Below are 17,676 nucleotides of genomic sequence, written 5' to 3' on the forward strand. Positions count from 1 at the left end.
GAACACATTCGAATGTGGGGGCGGACTTGCTCGCGATAGGGCCGGCCCTGCTGGAGGAGATTCCAGCTTTAGTTGAACTCATCCCCCACCGGATACCGGCTGTCATTCAAGCTCTCCTTGATCTTGCGCAAATGCGGCTGGAAATCTACGCCGCGGCGCAAGGTCATGCCAGTGGCCAGCACATCCAGCACCGTCAACTGAATGATCCGCGAGGTCATCGGCATATAGATGTCGGTGTCTTCCGGCAACGGAATATTCAGGCTGACCGTACTGGCCTTGGCCAGGGGCGAATTCTCTGCGGTCACGCCCAGCACCGAGGCGCCGTTTTCCCGGGCGATGCGCGCCACTTCCACCAGCTCGCGGGTACGGCCGGTGTAGGAAATGATCACAAACAGCTCGCCGGTATGCGCCACCGAGGCAATCATCCGCTGCATCAGCACATCGGCATGGGCTGTGACCGACAGGTTGAAGCGGAAAAACTTGTGCAGGGCATCCATGGCCACCGGTGCCGAGGCGCCCAGGCCGAAAAAGTGGATCTGCCGCGCCTGGATCAACAGGTCCACGGCCTTGCTGATCAGGTTTGGGTCCAGGGCCTGGCAGGCGCTGTCCAAGGAGGCGATGGCGCTGCCAAAGATCTTCTGGGTGTAGGCCTCGGGGTTATCATCGGCTTCCACGGCGCGGCTGACATAGGCGGCGCCACTGGCCAGGCTTTGCGCCAATTGCAATTTCAGTTCAGGGTAGCCACTGACACCGAACGAGCGGCAAAAGCGGTTGACCGTCGGTTCACTGACCGAGGCGGCTTGGGCGAGGGCAGCGATCGAGAAGCGGGTCGCCTGCTGCGGATTGAGCAGGATGACCTCGGCGACTTTTTTCTCGGCCTTGTTCAATTCTTCGAGGCGGTTCCGGATCTGTTCCAGAAGATTTCGCACGCGGTCCATTCAGTCTTTCCTTCGGGCGACGATGCAAATAAGGGCCTGTAATGGGTCGCAGAGCGACCCTTGGCGGTGGCCTATCCTACTGAGGGTAGTTGAACACCACCACTCGCAATGCGTATTTCGGTAAAATGTTGTGGTTATTACTACATTTTCCCTTGAGTGATGCCTTGAAAAAAGGTATTTGTAGCTTAACTTGATAAAAGAACAAACATCATGCCTTCGATAACCGTAGAACCCTGCACCTTTGCCCTGTTTGGCGCCTTGGGTGATCTGGCGCTGCGCAAGTTATTTCCTGCCCTCTATCAACTCGATGGCGCCGGGCTCCTGCACGCCGACACGCGCATCCTGGGCCTGGCCCGTGAGGCCGGTTCCGAGCAGCAGCACCTGGACCACATCGAGCACGAACTGCGCAAATACGTCGGCCAGGAGCTGGACGAAGCCGTGGCCGCGCGCTTCCTGGCGCGCCTGTCCTATGTACACGTCGACTTCATGAAGGCCGATGACTACGTGGCCCTGGCAGACAAGGCCGGTACCGAACAACGCCTGATTGCCTACTTCGCCACCCCGGCGGCGGTGTATGGCGCGATCTGCGAGAACCTGTCCAAGGTCGGTCTGGCGGAAAATACCCGGGTCGTCCTGGAAAAACCCATCGGCTCTGACCTGGAGTCCTCGCGCAAGGTCAACGACGCCGTCGCGCAGTTTTTCCCGGAAAACCGCACCTACCGCATCGACCACTACCTGGGCAAAGAGACCGTCCAGAACCTGATCGCCCTGCGTTTTGCCAACAGCCTGTTTGAAACCCAGTGGAACCAGAACTACATCTCCCACGTGGAAATCACCGTGGCCGAGCAGGTCGGTATCGAGGGGCGCTGGGGCTATTTCGACAAGGCCGGGCAACTGCGCGACATGATCCAGAATCACCTGCTGCAGCTGCTGTGCCTGATCGCCATGGACCCGCCGGCCGACCTGTCCGCCGACAGCATCCGCGACGAGAAGGTCAAGGTGCTCAAGGCCCTGGCGCCGATCAGCCCGGAAGGCCTGACGACCCAAGTGGTGCGCGGCCAGTACATCGCCGGCTACAGCGCTGGCAAGCCGGTGCCGGGTTACCTGGAAGAAGAGAACTCCAATACCCAGAGCGATACCGAGACGTTTGTTGCCTTGCGTGCCGATATCCGCAACTGGCGTTGGGCCGGGGTGCCGTTCTACCTGCGCACCGGCAAGCGTATGCCGCAAAAACTGTCGCAGATCGTGATCCACTTCAAGGAACCGTCCCACTATATCTTCGCCCCCGAGCAGCGCCTGCAGATCAGTAACAAATTGATCATCCGCCTGCAGCCGGACGAAGGCATTTCCTTGCGCGTGATGACCAAGGAGCAGGGCCTGGATAAAGGCATGCAACTGCGCAGCGGGCCACTGCAACTGAATTTTTCCGACACCTACCGTAGCGCGCGGATTCCCGATGCCTACGAGCGGTTGCTGTTGGAAGTGATGCGCGGCAATCAGAACCTGTTTGTCCGTAAAGATGAAATCGAAGCCGCGTGGAAATGGTGTGACCAGTTGATCGCCGGGTGGAAGAAGTCCGGTGATGCACCCAAGCCGTACGCGGCGGGTTCCTGGGGGCCGATGAGCTCCATTGCACTGATCACGCGGGATGGGAGGTCGTGGTATGGCGATATCTGATTTGAAACTGCCGCAGGGCGTAACACCCCATGAGTACCGCACGCCGGTACTGCTGGCCGAAGGTTTGGCCAATGACGTGGCCGAACAACTGCGCGCGGCCATCAGTGCCCGTGGCGAGGCGACGCTGGTGGTGTCCGGTGGCCGTAGCCCGGTGGCGTTTTTCCAGAACCTGGCACGACAGGGCCTGGACTGGTCCAAGGTCACCATCACCCTGGCCGACGAGCGCTGGGTGCCGGTGGAGCATGCCGACAGCAACGCTGGCCTGTTGAAGAAATATCTGCTGCAAGGCCCGGCGGCCAAGGCCCGGTTTTTGAGCCTCTACAGTGCCGCCGCGAACCTGGACGCGGCTGCCGAACAGGCCGATCGCCTGCTGGCTGAACTGCCGGCGATCGATGTGCTGGTGCTGGGCATGGGCGATGACGGGCATACCGCCTCGCTGTTCCCCAACAGCCCGAACCTGGCCGAAGCGCTGAAGCCGGATGGCACCCGCCGTTGCTGGCCGATGCTGGCGCCCAGCGTGCCCCGTCAGCGCCTGACCATGAGTCGCGCCCTGCTGGCCACGGCCAACTACACCGTATTGTCGATTTCCGGCGATTCGAAACTCAACACCCTGAGCGAAGCGCTGGCCAGTGACGATGTCGCCGGCATGCCGATTCGCGCGTTTTTGCAACCCACTCTAGAGATTTACTGGTGCCCATGAGCCAAGGATCAGCCGCTATGAAAAGCCCTCACCCGACCGTGTCCATGGCGGATAAAGTTGCCCTGATCGACAGCCTCTGTGCCAAGGCGCGGATCCTGCCGGTGATCACCATTGCCCGCGAACAGGACATTCTGCCCCTGGCCGATGCCCTCGCGGCAGGTGGCCTGACCGCGCTGGAAGTGACCCTGCGTTCGCAGTTCGGTCTCAAGGCCATCCAGGTCCTGCGTGAGCAGCGCCCGGAGTTGGTCACCGGTGCGGGCACGGTGCTCGATCGCACGATGCTGGCGGCTGCCGAAGCGGCGGGCTCGCAATTTATCGTCACCCCAGGCATTACCCGCGACCTGCTCCAAGCCAGTGTCGACAGCCCGATCCCGCTGCTGCCCGGCATCAGCAATGCTTCCGGCATCATGGAAGGCTATGGCCTGGGTTATCGCCGCTTCAAGCTGTTCCCGGCGGAAGTCAGCGGCGGTGTAGCGGCGATCAAGGCCCTGGGCGGCCCGTTTGGCGAAGTGAAATTCTGCCCGACTGGTGGCGTTGGCCCGGCCAACATCAAACACTACATGGCGTTGAAAAACGTGATGTGCGTGGGCGGTAGCTGGATGCTTGATCCGGAGTGGATCAAGAACGGCGACTGGGCCCGCATCCAGGAAGTCACCGCCCAGGCGCTGGCACTGCTGGACTGATTGGATTTACCGAATCGTTGTTGCTGTGCTTCACGGCATTTTTGCGGTGCACTTGGTCGGTGCGCCGCTTTTTTTTGCCTGTAGAAAACCTTGAAATCACGGCAATCGAACTGTGGGAGCGGGCTTGCTCGCGAATGCGCGGTAACAGTCACTGAATGTGTTGAATGACACACCCCATTCGCGAGCAAGCCCGCTCCCACATTTTAATCGGTGTTCAGTTTGGTAATCGCGTTGACCAGCACGCCAATGTCCGCCGCCGAGGTCACCAACCCCGGCGTCACCCGTATGCAGGTACCAAACGCCGCCCCACTGCGCAGGGTGGTAAACAGGTTGTACTCATCGAGCAATCGATCCGCCATCACCTGCTGGTCACGCCCGCTGAACTTGAACGCCGTAATCGCGCAATACAGCCGTGGATCATCCGACGTCAGCACCTCGACCCCCGGCACTGGCCGTACCTGGCTGACCCACAGATCCCGCAGGTACTTGACCCGTGCGCCCTTGGCCGACGCACCACCCAGGGCCCGATGTTCTTCGAACACCAGCGGCAAGGTCATCAGCGCCGGAAAGTTCGGTGTGCTGTAGGGCGTGCGAGCACGGACGTCGGTGGCCGGGTAATGAAACTCGCCCATATCCGGATCAATATCCGCCAGACGCTGCGGGGCAATATAGAGAAAGCCCAGGGTCAGCGGCGCACCGATCCACTTGTGCAGGTTAAAACCGGCGAACGAAATGCCTAGCTGCGCCAGGTCGAAGTCGATCTGGCCAAGCGCATGGGCGCCATCGAGGATCACATCGACGCCATGTTCCTGTGCAGCCTGGGCGATGGCCTCGACCGGCATCACCAGGCCGGTACGGTGGGTGACATAGGTCAGCGCCATCAGTTTCAGGCGTGGGTAGCGGCTGAAGGTGTCGCGATAGGTCTGCACCAGGCTGTCGAAACTGGCCGGGTGGGCGTGGGACACTTCGATCACCTCTACACCCCGGTAGCCGGCGAGCCAGCGCATGGCGCCTTTGACTGTATCGTACTCCAGGTCGCTGATCAGCACCTGATCACCCGGTTGCAGGCGGTTGTAGTTGCGGATCAGCGATTGCAAGGCTTCGGTGGCATTGCGGGTGAAGGCAACGGCTTCAGGATCCGTGTGGATGAGTTCGGCCAGTTGCCTGCGAATCTGCTCATTCTCCCCTTGCTCGAAGCGCTGGCGTACATGCACAGAGTTGCTGCGATTGATAAACGCAACGTGCTCCTGATACTGCGCCAGCACGGCCCGGCTCATACGCCCGAAGTAACCGTTTTCCAGGTTGATGGGGCCGGGCTCCAGCTCATAGCGCTGGGCAATGGCCTGCCAATAGGCTTCGTCGCGGGTGTTGGGCATGGTCGGGCTCGATTAGTGGCGCGGGGCGGGTTTTCCGTGTTTGGCGCGCAGCGGTTCCAGCAGTTCGGACAGGCCGTTGTGGTCGATTTCCTGCATCAATGCCAGCAGGCCGCCCAACTCGCCGTGGGGGAAACCTTCACGGGCAAACCAGTTCAGGTAAGGGCCGGGCAGGTCGGCAATGATCCGGCCCTTGTATTTGCCGAACGGCATTTCGCGGGTGATCAGCAGTTCGAGTTTTTCAGGGTTCATGCGGGCTTCAGACACTCAGGAAGAAGCCTTGGAAAATACAGGCAATCTGCATGAAGGCCAAATGACAGATCATGCAAATAAAGCGGATACAGATTTTTGGGTTATTTATAACTTTCTGAAAAATAAAGATTAAATCTTTATTAAAGACCTGGCACGGGCGCTGCAGCGACCTCAATACATTTCTAAACCCGTGAAGGAATTGAAAAATGACTGATATCAACAAAGAATCGATCTCTGTACTCAATGACCTGATCGAGACCAGTAAAGACGGCCAGGAAGGCTTCAAGACCTGCGCAGAAGATATCAAGCATCCAGAGCTCAAGGCGCTGTTCACCAAGCGTTCAGCTGACTGCGCCTCGGCGGCTGCCGAACTGCAGGCGGCCGTGCGTGCCTTGGGTGGTGACCCGCAAGAGTCTGGCAGCGTGGCCGGTGCATTGCACCGTGGCTGGGTCGACGTGAAGTCGCTGGTGACTGGCAAGGATGAAGAAGCGGTGCTTAACGAGGCCGAGCGCGGTGAAGACCACGCATTGAAGGCTTACAAAGAAGCCATCGAGAAGATCAACAAGCACAACCTGGTAGGCATTCGTGACCTGGTTGAGCGTCAGTACCATGGTGCGCAGCGCAACCATGACCAGGTGAAAGCCCTGCGTAACCAGGCTCGCGCCCAGTCCTGAGCCGCGCCGCAGTAACCAAATGTGGGAGTGGGCTTGCTCGCGATGACGGTGTGTCAGTCGACATCTTGATTGACTGATCCACCGCTATCGCGGGCAAGCCCGCTCCCACATTTGTTTTTCACATGGCCTGAGATAGCGGTGTTTAATCAGCCGATGCTGATGGCCGGCAACTCGGTCAAGGTCACCACCTGTTGCTTGCGTGGCGCCAGGATCTCCGCTTCGCCATCCACCACCAACTCATCGCGCTGGTTGAACACCTGGGTGGCAATCCGCACGCGGAACTTGGGCAGTTTTTCGAGAATTTCCAGACGTACGGTCAGAGTGTCGCCGATTTTCACTGGTTTCTGGAAGCTCATCTGCTGGCCGATATAGATGGTGCCCGGCCCAGGCAGCTCACAGGCGACTGCCGCGCTGATCAAGGCGCCGCTGAACATGCCATGGGCGATACGCTCTTTGAACATGGTCGCTTTGGCGAATTCGGCATCCAGGTGAACCGGGTTATGGTCGCCGGACATGGCTGCGAACAGTTGGATATCGCGCTCTTCCACGGTTTTGCTGTAGGTGGCTTTCTGGCCGACTTCGAGGGCTTCGTAAGGCGTGTTGGTAACCTGGGTCATCTAATCGTGCATCCTGTGGCTAATCGATAATCTTAATTCGTTGATTTTAAACGAAAATATATTTCTGTTCATTCGCAGCGCACTGGTCGGCGGTGGTTCACGGCCTGGGCTATCCACGCCAGTACATCGGCGGTGACCGCGTCGCGGTTGGTTTCATTGAAGAGTTCGTGGCGCGCTTGCGGGTAGATATTCAACTGCAGGTTCTGGCAGCCGGCATCGCGCAGGGCATTGGCCAGGCTGGTGAGACGCTTGCCCTCACTGACCGGATCACATTCGCCACCCATCACCAGGATTGGCAGGCCCGGATCAATCTGTTTGAGATTGGACGCTTTGCTGATTTGCTGCAAGCCACCGAGCAGGTCGACCCACAGTTGGTTGGTGCAACGAAAGCCGCACAGGGGGTCGTTGATGTACTTGTCCACTTCGTCCGGGTCGCGGCTCAGCCAGTCGAATGCCGTACGGTTGGGTTTGAAGGCCTTGTTGAACGAGCCAAACGACAGGAACTCGATCAGCGCACTGCGCCCCCGCAGGCCCTGGCGCAGCCGCTCGGCCCGGGCGATCAGGCGGGCGGCGCGGTACAGGGCCACCGGCTGGAAATTCGAGCCACTGAGAATCGCCCCGTGCAGGCTGGCGCTGTGATGCAGCAGATAAGCCTGGGCGATGTAACTGCCCATGCTGTGGCCGAGCAAAATGATCGGCACGCCAGGTGCCTGCTGGCCGATGTGCTGGTTGAGCGCGGCCAGGTCGCCCACCACTTTGCTCCAGCCATCGCGCTCGGCAAACAGCCCCAGGGTGCCTTCATCGGCGGTACGGCCATGGCCGCGCAGGTCCAGGGCATATACGCCGTAGCCGGTATCACACAGGGCCTGGGCCAGGCGTGCATAGCGGCCGCTGTGCTCGGCCATGCCATGGGCCAGCATGATCAACGCCTTGGGTGGCTCGTCCGGTAGCCACTGGTTGACGTACAGGCGGCTGCGATCGTTCGCGCTCAGCCAGAAAGTGGTGTGGTTCATGGCGCTTCCTTTGCTCAGGGTCGTTGCAGTGTATAGCTCATCCGTGGGGTGGCGTCTGATCAGCCCTGGCCTCAGGGGCAAGATTCATACAATCAATGACACGTTTTTGTGTATTTGCCTGTTTGGCCATAACTGCTAACGTCCCCGAAGCTCCGCTTCCCATCAGCATTTGGAATGCGGTCGGGCACACTCAGGTAGAGGACAAGAATAATGCAACCTGATTTCTGGAATGACAAACGCGCAGCAGGCGTTCCCAACGAGCTTGACCTGTCGGCGTACAAGTCAGTGATCGAAGTCTTCGAGCGTTCCTGCAAGGCCTTTGCCGACCGTCCGGCATTCAGCAACATGGGGATCACCCTGACCTACGCGGATCTTGCGCGCCAGAGCGCGGCGTTCGCCGGCTACCTGCAACACCACACCGACCTCAAGCCGGGCGATCGTATTGCGGTGCAGATGCCCAACGTCCTGCATTACCCGATTGCCGTATTCGGCGCCTTGCGCGCCGGGTTGGTCGTGGTCAACACCAACCCTTTGTACACCCCGCGGGAAATGCGTCATCAGTTCAAGGACGCGGGCATTCGTGCCCTGGTCTACCTCAACCTGTTCGGTTCCAGGGTCCAGGAAGTGACGGCCGATACCGAGATCGAATACCTGATCGAAGCGAAAATGGGCGATTTCATGCCCGCTGCCAAAGGCTGGCTGATCAACACCGTGGTCGACAAGGTGAAGAAGATGGTCCCAGCGTACAGCCTGCCCCGGGCGGTTTCGTTCAAGCGTGCCTTGCGCATGGGCGCAGGCCTGGCCGTGACCCGCCATCCGGTAACCCTGGATGACATCGCGGTGTTGCAATACACCGGTGGCACCACTGGCCTGGCCAAGGGCGCGATGCTGACCCACGGCAACCTGGTGGCGAATATGCAGCAGGTGCGGGCGTGCATGTCACAGCTACGCGAAGACGGGCATCCGCTGGTCAAGGAAGGGCAGGAGGTGATGGTCGCGCCGCTGCCGCTGTACCACATCTATGCCTTCACCGCGAACTGCATGTGCATGATGGTCACCGGCAACCACAACGTGCTGATCACCAACCCACGGGACATCGGCGGCTTTATCAAGGAGTTGAAAAAGTGGCGTTTTACCGGGCTGCTGGGGCTCAACACGCTGTTTGTCGCGCTGATGGAACACCCGGATTTCAAGACCCTGGATTTCTCCCACCTGAAAATCACCAACTCTGGCGGCACAGCCCTGGTCAAGGCCACTGCCGAGCGCTGGAAGCAGATCACCGGTTGTTCCATCGGCGAAGGCTACGGCCTGACGGAAACGTCGCCGGTGGCCAGCACCAACCCGTACGGCGATAAATCACGCCTGGGCACGGTGGGTATTCCGGTGCCGGGTACGGCGATGAAAGTCATCGATGACGCCGGCGTGGAGTTGCCGTTGGGCGAGCGCGGCGAGTTGTGTATCAAGGGCCCGCAGGTCATGAAGGGCTATTGGCAGCAACCGGCGGCCACTGCCGAGACCCTGGACGCCGAAGGCTGGCTCAAGACCGGCGACATTGCGGTGATCGACCCGGATGGATTTGTGCGCATTGTCGACCGCAAGAAGGACTTGATCATCGTCTCGGGCTTCAATGTGTACCCCAACGAGATCGAAGACGTGGTGATGGCCCATCCGAGCGTGGCCAGCTGCGCGGTGATCGGCGTGCCGGACGAGCGTACTGGCGAAGCGGTGAAGCTGTTCGTCGTGGCGCGCGCCCAGGGCGTCAGCCTTGAGGAACTGAAGACCTACTGCAAGGCCAACTTCACCGGCTACAAGGTGCCCAAGCACATTGTGTTGCGGGACTCGTTGCCGATGACGCCGGTAGGCAAGATCCTGCGCCGGGAGCTGCGCGACATCGCCTGACCTGAAATGCGCTTGAAAATTGTGGGAGCGGGCTTACTCGCGATAGTGGTGTATCAGTGCCAGATGTATTGCCTGACACACCGCATTCGCGAGCAAGCCCGCTCCCACATTTACGGTGTACACCCGCAAAATAGAGCTGTTTCAGGGGGTATAGAATTTTTGCTCTAAAAATGACTACTGCATATTCTTGAGTCATGTTTATGACTGTAGGGCCCTCTTTTGGCTCTAGGCGGCCCTTTGCAAAGCTGCTACTCTCGGCGCGCTTTGTGACCTCTCGGCCTGCTTGAAACAGCCAGAATCACCTAAAAAAACACACACAAATAATAATCGCATCAAATGCGGTGAATGAATTCGCGTCGCTGAGGAGTGGGCTTCCATGATCGAAGACTTTTGGAAGGATAAGTACCCCGCCGGGATTGCTGCAGACATCAATCCAGACGAGTATCAAAATATTCAGGCGGTACTGAAACAGTCCTGCCAGCGCTTCGCCGACAAACCGGCTTTCAGCAACCTGGGCAAGACAATCACCTACGGTGAGTTGTACGAATTGTCCGGTGCCTTTGCCGCGTACCTGCAACAGCATACCGACTTGCAGCCCGGTGATCGAATCGCCGTGCAATTACCCAACCTCCTGCAATACCCGGTCGCCGTGTTCGGGGCTATCCGTGCCGGCCTGATCGTGGTCAATACCAACCCGCTGTACACCGCGCGGGAAATGGAACACCAGTTCAACGACTCCGGGGCCAAAGCCCTGATCTGCCTGGCCAACATGGCGCACCTGGCAGAAAAAGTCGTACCCAAGACTGCCGTCAAGTACGTGATCGTCACCGAAGTGGCTGACCTGTTGCCGCCGCTCAAGCGTCTGCTGATCAACAGCGTCATCAAGTACGTGAAAAAAATGGTCCCGGCCTATCACTTGCCCCAGGCGATCAAGTTCAACGACGTCCTGGCCAAGGGCCATGGCCAGCCGGTCAATGAAGTCAGCCCCGCCAGCGAAGACGTGGCCGTGCTGCAATACACCGGCGGCACCACCGGCGTGGCCAAGGGCGCGATGCTGACCCATCGCAACCTGGTGGCCAACATGCTGCAGTGCAAGGCGCTGATGGGCTCCAACCTCAACGAAGGCTGCGAGATCCTGATCACACCGCTGCCGCTCTACCACATCTATGCCTTCACCTTTCATTGCATGGCGATGATGCTGATCGGCAACCACAACATCCTGATCAGCAACCCGCGCGACCTGCCGGCGATGGTCAAGGAGTTGTCGAAGTGGAAGTTCAGCGGCTTTGTCGGCCTGAACACCCTGTTCGTAGCCCTGTGCAACAACGAAGGCTTCCGCAAGCTGGATTTCTCGGCGCTCAAGGTCACCCTGTCGGGCGGCATGGCCCTGCAACTGGCGGCGGCCGAGCGTTGGAAGGCCGTGACCGGCTGCAACATCTGTGAAGGTTACGGCATGACCGAAACCAGCCCGGTGGCCACGGTCAACCCGATCCAGCATATCCAGATCGGCACCATCGGCATTCCGGTGCCCTCGACCCTGTGCAAAGTCATCTCCGACGAAGGTGTCGAGTTGCCCCTGGGCGAAATCGGCGAGCTGTGCGTCAAGGGCCCGCAAGTGATGAAAGGCTACTGGCAGCGCGAAGATGCCACGACCGAGATCCTCGACAGCGAAGGCTGGTTGAAGACCGGTGACATCGCGATCATCCAGCCAGACGGCTACATGCGCATCGTCGACCGCAAGAAGGACATGATTCTGGTCTCGGGCTTCAACGTCTACCCCAACGAGCTGGAAGACGTGCTGGCGGGCCTGCCAGGCGTGCTGCAATGCGCGGCCATTGGTGTGCCGGACGAGAAGTCGGGCGAGCACATCAAGCTGTTCATCGTGGTCAAGCCGGGCGCAACCCTGACCAAGGAGCAGGTGATGGAGCATATGCGCGCCAATGTCACCGGCTACAAAGTGCCAAAGGCTGTTGAATTCCGCGAAGCGCTGCCGACCACCAACGTGGGCAAGATCCTGCGTCGTGAGCTGCGTGACGAAGAGCTGAAGAAGCTGGGCCTGAAGAAGTAAACAAAAAGCCCCGCAAATGCGGGGCTTTTTATTGGGTGCTGATTGGAGTGCAATCCAAATGTTTACAGGGCGAACTGCGCGAAGTTCACGCCAGCACCCGCCGGGCGCACATCCTTGAGGAACGAATCTTTGTCCGCGCTCAGCTCCAGGGTAATCTCCGGCTTGCGCTTGCCCGCATTGCGCACCACCAACCCTTCAAGCTTTTCACGCAGGAACGCGGTCGGTACTTTCAGGTGCAGCAACTGGTCGGTCTCGGCGTTGTGCATCAACAAGTGAATCCACTCGTATTGGCCGATGGCAATGCGCGCCACTGGCAGGTCGAACCACCAGATATTGCGCTTGCGGTCCAGGTCGGTGAAATGGCAGTTGTTGACACCGAGCACGGCACCGCCCAGTTCCAGGTTTCTGCGGGCGATGGCCTGTGATTTATTGAGTTTCATAACCTTCCTACGGGATCTGTTATTCAGCGATTGAGCCTGAATCTGCCGGGCATTCTCGGGGGTTGGCCGCAAAACATAAAGCCAAACCTGTATTGGGTGATGAAATGCCTTACGCAAATAATTGAAACTCTGCGCAAAGGCCCAGGGTCAACCCTTACGTAATGACCCAAACCCTTGATTGTTCTTACGGAGAAATACCATGGGCAGCACAGCGGATAAGGCAAAAGGTTTAGCGAACGAAGCTATCGGCAATATCAAGCAAGGCATCGGCAAAGCCACAGACAACACCAAGCTTGAGGCCGAAGGCAAGATTCAAGAGAAGAAGGGCGAAGCCCAGCAAGCGGTTGGCAAGGTCAAGGACGCGGTAAAGAATACGGTCGACAAAGCCTGATTAACCCGACGGCCAACACGTAGCATAACGGTCATCCACGGATGGCCGTTTTTATGTCACATCTGCTGACTAACGTTTCGAAATTGTTTCAAGGTCGCCAAATAGGCTACCTTGATGTAGAAAACGGCCCCTGAGTCGCCCACGACCTCAACCTTTTGCGGCGAAAGGAGACGCTATGATTTTTCCGGTATTAAAAGGCCTGCCGCTGCACCGCGTGCTGATGCGCACCGTCAAAGAGTTCGTCGATGACGAGATGTCTACCTACGCTTCGGCACTGGCCTACCAGATGCTGTTTTCGCTGTTCCCCTTCCTGCTGTTCCTGATTGCCCTGATCGGTTTCCTGCATCTGCCGGATTTCTTCAGTTGGTTGCGCCTGCAATCGGAACTGGTGTTGCCGCCCCAGGCTCTTGAGCAGGTCAACCCGGTGATCGACCAGTTACAACAATCCAAGGGCGGGCTGTTGTCGGTGGGTATCGTCATCGCGCTGTGGACCGCCTCAGCAGGTGTGCGCCTGATGATGAGTGCAATGAACGCCGCCTACGATGTGGTGGAAGGCCGGCCGATCTGGAAACGCTTCCCGCTGTCGATTTTCTACACCGTGGGCATCGCCGGGATGTTGCTGGCCGCCGCCGCGCTGATGGTCCTGGGGCCGCAAGTGATGGAGTGGCTGGCTGGGCAGATTGGTATGCAGGAATTCGTGGTCACCCTGTGGACTATCCTGCGCTGGCCCTTGATCGTGATCCTGCTGATGTTTGCCGTGGCCTTGATGTACTACGTGATGCCGGACGTGAAGCAGAAATTTCGCTTTATCACGCCAGGCTCGGTGCTGGCGGTAGTGGTCTGGATCGTTGCATCGCTGGGCTTTGGCTATTACGTCAAGACCTTCGCCGACTACAACGCCATGTATGGCAGCATCGGCGCGATTATCGTCCTGCTGCTGTACTTTTACATTTCTGCCGCCGTCCTGCTGCTGGGGGCGGAGATGAACGCGGTGATCGAGCATATGTCCGCCGAAGGCAAGGATCCGGGGGAAAAGGACTTTGGCGAACACCACCACGATGAAAAACAGCATGTCTCGGGCCTCGGCCGGGACCATTCGCTTCCCAAGCCCACCACTGATGAAACCTGACCGATGATTCGTGAAATCCTGAAAATGGGCGACGAGCGCCTGCTGCGCATCGCGCCACCGGTGCCACCGGAAATGTTCGACAGCCCCGAGTTGTGGCAACTGATCGACGATATGTTCCAGACCATGGAACACGTGGGCGGTGTCGGCCTGGCCGCGCCGCAGGTCGGTGTCGACCTGCAGTTGGTGATTTTCGGCTTCGAGAGCAGCGAGCGCTACCCGGATGCCCCGGCGGTGCCCCAGACCATCCTGATCAACCCGCTGATTACCCCGCTGAGTCCGGTGTTGGAGGAGGGCTATGAAGGCTGCCTGTCGGTGCCAGGGCTGCGTGGTGCGGTGGATCGTTACCAGCAGATTCGCTACGAGGGGTTTGACCCCAAGGGCGAGCCGATTGTGCGGATTGCCGACGGTTTCCATGCGCGGGTGGTGCAGCATGAATGCGACCACCTGATCGGTCGGTTGTACCCGTCGCGGATCACTGATTTCAGCAAGTTCGGGTTTATCGAGGTGATGTTCCCGGACATGGACCCTGCCGCTGACGATTAACCCTGGCGGCACACGCCCATGGCAATCATCGGTTTGTTGCGTTTATAGCGCACCAGGCGCTCGGCCAGCGACTGCGGCAACACGGTCTGCTGGCTGAAGCCCTGGGCTGTATAAAACCCTTCCAGATCCGGGTGGCACAACAGCCACACCGTCCCTTCGGCGGGTGCGATCGCGTGTGCGATCAGCCGCGTCGCCAGCCCTTGCCCGCGTAAGGCCGGATCGACAAACAGCCCAGTCAACCACTGGCCGCCGACCACGGGGCTCAGGCACAGCCCGGCGACGATCTCGCTGTTGCGCGCCACCCACAATTGGCCGCCCTTGAGGGCTTTCATCGAAGAGTTGTGGCTACGGTAGAACTTGTTCAGCAGCGGCCACAGGGGCTCTGCCAGTCGATCAAAGTGCAACTCGGGCATGGTGGTTTGACAGGCGTGATCAAGGGGCGGGGATTATAAGTCGGGCAAAGCGCCTTCTGTTGGGCAATAGGTGTTATACCCCTTGTTACTTCCTCTGTTAGTGGAGCATGCATCATGGCCAAAGGTATGGATTCAAAGAAAGCCGCGAAGAAAAAACCGGCAAAGACCGCCGATGAAAAACGCGCGGACAAAAAAGCCAAGAAGACCGAGACAGGTCTGTTTGGTCACTGAGGACTTCACTGTAGGAGCGAGCTTGCTCGCGAAGAGCGCTAACGAAAACGCGTGTTTGCAGGTAAAGCGCGGCGCTCTCAAGCTTTTCGCGAGCAAGCTCGCTCCTACAGCGGCATCGATACATCCTGCCCCTGCACATCCCCTCCAACACCTGTTTATCAATGCTGGCTGATTAATGGCCTTGCATAGCGCCAAGCCCTGTCTATGCTCACCCATAACCCTTTATGTCGCTTGCCATATGAAGCGTTTTGGGTGGCTGTTTGCATAGTGGTTGATGAGCACTATACAAGCTGTGAATGGATAAGTGCGTATGTCAAAGCGCCGGGAAAAAGGAGCTTCAGGTTAAATGGATTTACGTGTGTCGGTTAAAGCGGGCCCCAGACGGGGTCATCAAGAAAAGGATGCCTTGAAACGAGTGTTGCCTCATGGACTCTCCGATTAGCCATCATTTATCTATCGCCTGACACTTGTCCTGTCTCTGGACGGATGCGTTTGCCTGTTTTGTGGAAAGTTGTACTGGGTCAAATCCAAGAACTAACCGTCATTCAAAGACAGCGCTGAAGGTGATCCGATCATGTTTAACCTCCACCACAAATCCGACCTGCTGGAGATCGAGCGTTTTTCCTGCGCGCTGACCCAGGCCCAGGCTAAGCTCGCGGCCATCAGTCGTTCCATGGCGATGATTGAGTTCGATCGCGACGGCGTGGTACTGGATGCCAACGAAAACTTTTGTAGGACCATGGGCTATAGCGCCGAGGAAGTACGTGGCAAACACCACCGAATCTTCTGTGAAGAGGCCTATTACCGTAGCGATGCCTACGCCAAATTGTGGCGGGACCTGGCTCAGGGCGAGTCCATCAGTGGCACGTTCATGCGCTTGACCAAAAGTGGCCAGGAAGTGTGGCTGGAGGCCAGCTACATGCCGGTGTATGGCCCGGATAAACAGGTGCAGAGCGTGATCAAGGTGGCGTCGGATATTTCCGAACGGGTTCACCACGAACATGAAAACCAAAGCCTGATCGATGCCATTGGCCGCTCCATGGCGGTCATCGAGTTCACGCCCCAGGGGCAGATCCTCAATGCCAACCAGAACTTCCTGAAGACGGTGCAGTATTCCCTCGGCGAAATCGTTGGCCAGCACCACAGCATGTTCTGCCATCGCGCCGAGGTGGAATCACCGGCTTACAAAGCGTTCTGGGCGTCACTTAACCGGGGTGAATTCCACTCCCATCGTTTTGAGCGGCGCAACAAGCATGGTCAGACGCTGTTTCTGGAAGCCTCCTACAACCCTATCTTCGATGCCAGCGGGCGTCTGTACAAAGTGGTGAAGTTCGCCAGTGATATCACCGACCAGGTCACCACGTTGCGTACTGCTGCCGATTCGGCCCACGCCACCTCGGTGCAGAACGACGCCTGTGCCCGCAAGGGCTCGGAGGTGGTGCAACAGACGGTGCAGATCATCGAAGAAATTTCCCGCGACCTCAATCAAGCGGCGGTGAGCATCGACGCGGTGAGCAAGCAGTCGGACATCATCGGCACCATCGTCCAGACCATTCGCGGGATTGCCGATCAAACCAACCTGCTGGCGCTGAACGCGGCCATTGAAGCTGCGCGTGCGGGTGAGCATGGCCGGGGCTTTGCCGTGGTGGCGGACGAGGTACGCAGCCTGGCGGCACGCACCAGCCAGGCGACGCTGGAGATTGTCGAGGTGGTGCGCAAGAACCACGACTTGTCGTTGAGTGCGGTGTCGAGCATGCAGTCGAGCCTGAGCCGCACCGGGTTGGGAGTGGAGTTGGCCAATGAAGCGGGGCAGGTGATCCTGGAGATCCAGGAAGGCTCGCGGCATGTGGTCGATGCCATTGGCCAGTTCAACTCCACCCTACAACTGCAATAGTGCCTCTTTGTAGGAGCGAGCTTGCTCGCGAAAAACCTGAGGCCGCCACGGGGAACCAGATACCCCGCGTTATCGTTGAGGCTTTTCGCGAGCAAGCTCGCTCCTACAAGGGGCGTTGTGTTGTGTCAGATGGCCGCCAGGGTGTCTTTCACGGCCTTGATCTGCGGGTCGGCAGTCTTCTCGGCATACTGCTGCGCGGCCTGCATCTTCAGGCGATCAGTGACTTCCTGGGCAATGGCATTCTGCTGTTCGATAGGCATCGCTTTCACATCTTCTTCGGTCAGGCCCTTTTCCTTGAGGATCTGATCGCGAATGCGCTCGGCCGGCGTCTTGCTCATGTAGTCGTTGAAGTCGGCGCGCGCCTGGGTATTGGCTTCGGTTTTCGGTGTAGCGCTGGCCGGCGGCGTTGCTTGCAGTTGCAGGCGGGTCTTGGCAAAAGCGGCATCCACATTGCTGGCCGTGGTGTCGGTGGCCTTTTGCGTGGTCTGCAACTGGGTCGCGGCTGCGGCGTTCTGCACGTTTTGCATGACGCCGCTGTACAGCGCACTGGCGGCGGCGTTGGCCGGGTCCAGATCGGGGCGCTTGGACTGTTGGATCACGGAAGAGACTTGGGTATTGACCAACATGATCGGGTACCTGTGGTGTTGAACGGTCCACAGGGTTTAGCAATTACTGTGCCGGGAGCTAAAGCCCCGCAATCACTGGTTGTCAGGGCTTTGTCGAGGCAAGCGATGTGCGGCT

The 17,676-nt window shown here is 58.7% G+C and carries 18 protein-coding genes and 1 pseudogene; 10 read left to right on the plus strand and 9 right to left on the minus strand.

The features are described from left to right. Positions 1-68 precede the first annotated feature (68 nt). Positions 69-929, minus strand: a complete 861-nt coding sequence (locus BFQ03_RS22120; RefSeq protein WP_169851198.1) for a MurR/RpiR family transcriptional regulator — start codon at positions 927-929, stop codon at positions 69-71. A gap of 219 nt (positions 930-1,148) precedes the next feature. Between BFQ03_RS22120 and zwf the strand changes: the two genes are divergently transcribed. The 3 genes from zwf to BFQ03_RS22135 are packed head-to-tail and all read left to right on the plus strand — an operon-like array spanning position 1,149 to position 3,998. Then, positions 1,149-2,615, plus strand: coding sequence for a glucose-6-phosphate dehydrogenase (gene zwf, locus BFQ03_RS22125; RefSeq protein WP_032862560.1), 1,467 nt, complete (start codon positions 1,149-1,151; stop codon positions 2,613-2,615). Next, positions 2,602-3,315 carry a 6-phosphogluconolactonase gene (gene pgl / locus BFQ03_RS22130; RefSeq protein ID WP_065944023.1) on the plus strand — a complete coding sequence of 238 codons (714 nt, stop codon included), beginning with the start codon at positions 2,602-2,604 and terminating at the stop codon, positions 3,313-3,315. The genes zwf and pgl overlap by 14 nt, the downstream gene beginning before the upstream one ends. 17 nt (positions 3,316-3,332) lie before the next feature. Continuing rightward, entirely contained in the window at positions 3,333-3,998 is a 666-nt protein-coding gene (locus BFQ03_RS22135) for a bifunctional 4-hydroxy-2-oxoglutarate aldolase/2-dehydro-3-deoxy-phosphogluconate aldolase (protein ID WP_065944024.1), read from the plus strand. Positions 3,999-4,201: 203 nt separating this feature from the next. Here the strand turns inward: BFQ03_RS22135 and BFQ03_RS22140 are convergent, their stop codons facing one another. Continuing rightward, complete coding sequence (locus BFQ03_RS22140) at positions 4,202-5,374, minus strand: aminotransferase class V-fold PLP-dependent enzyme (RefSeq protein WP_065944025.1); 1,173 nt, start codon at positions 5,372-5,374, stop codon at positions 4,202-4,204. Between the two features lie 12 nt (positions 5,375-5,386). Then, positions 5,387-5,623, minus strand: coding sequence for a DUF3820 family protein (locus BFQ03_RS22145; RefSeq protein WP_003213031.1), 237 nt, complete (start codon positions 5,621-5,623; stop codon positions 5,387-5,389). Positions 5,624-5,829: 206 nt separating this feature from the next. Between BFQ03_RS22145 and BFQ03_RS22150 the strand changes: the two genes are divergently transcribed. After that, entirely contained in the window at positions 5,830-6,297 is a 468-nt protein-coding gene (locus tag BFQ03_RS22150; RefSeq protein WP_065944026.1) for a ferritin-like domain-containing protein, read from the plus strand. Positions 6,298-6,443: 146 nt separating this feature from the next. On the opposite strand, the gene BFQ03_RS22155 is transcribed toward BFQ03_RS22150, so the two are convergent. Then, positions 6,444-6,914, minus strand: a complete 471-nt coding sequence (locus tag BFQ03_RS22155) for a MaoC family dehydratase (protein ID WP_032862565.1) — start codon at positions 6,912-6,914, stop codon at positions 6,444-6,446. 68 nt (positions 6,915-6,982) lie between these two features. Next, positions 6,983-7,927: an alpha/beta hydrolase gene (locus BFQ03_RS22160; protein ID WP_065944027.1), complete on the minus strand. Its 945-nt coding sequence runs from the start codon at positions 7,925-7,927 to the stop codon at positions 6,983-6,985. Positions 7,928-8,137: 210 nt separating this feature from the next. Here BFQ03_RS22160 and fadD2 point away from each other — a divergent pair, with 210 nt between their 5' ends. Continuing rightward, positions 8,138-9,826 carry a long-chain-fatty-acid--CoA ligase FadD2 gene (fadD2, locus tag BFQ03_RS22165; RefSeq protein WP_065944028.1) on the plus strand — a complete coding sequence of 563 codons (1,689 nt, stop codon included), beginning with the start codon at positions 8,138-8,140 and terminating at the stop codon, positions 9,824-9,826. Positions 9,827-10,202: 376 nt separating this feature from the next. Further along, a complete protein-coding gene (fadD1, locus tag BFQ03_RS22170) occupies positions 10,203-11,894 on the plus strand; it encodes a long-chain-fatty-acid--CoA ligase FadD1 (RefSeq protein WP_032862568.1) in 1,692 nt (563 codons plus the stop codon). A 62-nt stretch (positions 11,895-11,956) separates the two neighbouring features. On the opposite strand, the gene BFQ03_RS22175 is transcribed toward fadD1, so the two are convergent. Further along, positions 11,957-12,334: a hypothetical protein gene (locus BFQ03_RS22175; RefSeq protein ID WP_065944029.1), complete on the minus strand. Its 378-nt coding sequence runs from the start codon at positions 12,332-12,334 to the stop codon at positions 11,957-11,959. A gap of 199 nt (positions 12,335-12,533) precedes the next feature. Between BFQ03_RS22175 and BFQ03_RS22180 the strand changes: the two genes are divergently transcribed. From BFQ03_RS22180 to def, 3 genes are all read left to right on the plus strand, one after another. Next, entirely contained in the window at positions 12,534-12,725 is a 192-nt protein-coding gene (locus BFQ03_RS22180) for a CsbD family protein (RefSeq protein WP_032862570.1), read from the plus strand. Positions 12,726-12,900: 175 nt separating this feature from the next. Beyond that, on the plus strand, positions 12,901-13,854 hold the full coding sequence (locus BFQ03_RS22185) for a YihY/virulence factor BrkB family protein (RefSeq protein ID WP_032862571.1): 954 nt from the start codon (positions 12,901-12,903) through the stop codon (positions 13,852-13,854). A gap of 3 nt (positions 13,855-13,857) precedes the next feature. Then, a complete protein-coding gene (def, locus tag BFQ03_RS22190; protein WP_032862572.1) occupies positions 13,858-14,397 on the plus strand; it encodes a peptide deformylase in 540 nt (179 codons plus the stop codon). On the opposite strand, the gene BFQ03_RS22195 is transcribed toward def, so the two are convergent. Next, positions 14,394-14,810 (minus strand): GNAT family N-acetyltransferase, encoded by a 417-nt coding sequence (locus BFQ03_RS22195; RefSeq protein ID WP_032862573.1) that lies wholly within the window; start codon positions 14,808-14,810, stop codon positions 14,394-14,396. The genes def and BFQ03_RS22195 overlap by 4 nt on opposite strands. Positions 14,811-15,615: 805 nt before the next feature. On the opposite strand from BFQ03_RS22195, the gene BFQ03_RS22200 reads away from it, so the two are divergent. Next, positions 15,616-16,935: a methyl-accepting chemotaxis protein gene (locus tag BFQ03_RS22200; protein ID WP_065944030.1), complete on the plus strand. Its 1,320-nt coding sequence runs from the start codon at positions 15,616-15,618 to the stop codon at positions 16,933-16,935. 8 nt (positions 16,936-16,943) lie between these two features. Here the strand turns inward: BFQ03_RS22200 and BFQ03_RS30820 are convergent. Together BFQ03_RS30820 and BFQ03_RS22205 are read right to left on the minus strand one after the other, a co-directional pair. Then, positions 16,944-17,030: pseudogene (locus BFQ03_RS30820) on the minus strand (outer membrane lipoprotein carrier protein LolA); the annotation flags it as partial. A gap of 30 nt (positions 17,031-17,060) precedes the next feature. Next, positions 17,061-17,561 carry a hypothetical protein gene (locus BFQ03_RS22205; protein ID WP_065944031.1) on the minus strand — a complete coding sequence of 167 codons (501 nt, stop codon included), beginning with the start codon at positions 17,559-17,561 and terminating at the stop codon, positions 17,061-17,063. Positions 17,562-17,676: the final 115 nt, after the last annotated feature.

Origin of the sequence: Pseudomonas sp. 25 R 14, from assembly GCF_900004755.1 — a bacterium.
GTDB lineage: Bacteria > Pseudomonadota > Gammaproteobacteria > Pseudomonadales > Pseudomonadaceae > Aquipseudomonas > Aquipseudomonas brenneri.

Coding starts and splice junctions, on each gene's coding strand:
- zwf (WP_032862560.1), top strand. CDS start 1,149: ATGCCTTCGATAACCGTAGAACCCTGCACCTTTGCCCTGTTTGGCGCC.
- pgl (WP_065944023.1), top strand. CDS start 2,602: ATGGCGATATCTGATTTGAAACTGCCGCAGGGCGTAACACCCCATGAG.
- BFQ03_RS22135 (WP_065944024.1), top strand. CDS start 3,333: ATGAAAAGCCCTCACCCGACCGTGTCCATGGCGGATAAAGTTGCCCTG.
- BFQ03_RS22140 (WP_065944025.1), bottom strand. CDS start 5,374: ATGCCCAACACCCGCGACGAAGCCTATTGGCAGGCCATTGCCCAGCGC.
- BFQ03_RS22145 (WP_003213031.1), bottom strand. CDS start 5,623: ATGAACCCTGAAAAACTCGAACTGCTGATCACCCGCGAAATGCCGTTC.
- BFQ03_RS22150 (WP_065944026.1), top strand. CDS start 5,830: ATGACTGATATCAACAAAGAATCGATCTCTGTACTCAATGACCTGATC.
- BFQ03_RS22155 (WP_032862565.1), bottom strand. CDS start 6,914: ATGACCCAGGTTACCAACACGCCTTACGAAGCCCTCGAAGTCGGCCAG.
- BFQ03_RS22160 (WP_065944027.1), bottom strand. CDS start 7,927: ATGAACCACACCACTTTCTGGCTGAGCGCGAACGATCGCAGCCGCCTG.
- fadD2 (WP_065944028.1), top strand. CDS start 8,138: ATGCAACCTGATTTCTGGAATGACAAACGCGCAGCAGGCGTTCCCAAC.
- fadD1 (WP_032862568.1), top strand. CDS start 10,203: ATGATCGAAGACTTTTGGAAGGATAAGTACCCCGCCGGGATTGCTGCA.
- BFQ03_RS22175 (WP_065944029.1), bottom strand. CDS start 12,334: ATGAAACTCAATAAATCACAGGCCATCGCCCGCAGAAACCTGGAACTG.
- BFQ03_RS22180 (WP_032862570.1), top strand. CDS start 12,534: ATGGGCAGCACAGCGGATAAGGCAAAAGGTTTAGCGAACGAAGCTATC.
- BFQ03_RS22185 (WP_032862571.1), top strand. CDS start 12,901: ATGATTTTTCCGGTATTAAAAGGCCTGCCGCTGCACCGCGTGCTGATG.
- def (WP_032862572.1), top strand. CDS start 13,858: ATGATTCGTGAAATCCTGAAAATGGGCGACGAGCGCCTGCTGCGCATC.
- BFQ03_RS22195 (WP_032862573.1), bottom strand. CDS start 14,810: ATGCCCGAGTTGCACTTTGATCGACTGGCAGAGCCCCTGTGGCCGCTG.
- BFQ03_RS22200 (WP_065944030.1), top strand. CDS start 15,616: ATGTTTAACCTCCACCACAAATCCGACCTGCTGGAGATCGAGCGTTTT.
- BFQ03_RS22205 (WP_065944031.1), bottom strand. CDS start 17,561: ATGTTGGTCAATACCCAAGTCTCTTCCGTGATCCAACAGTCCAAGCGC.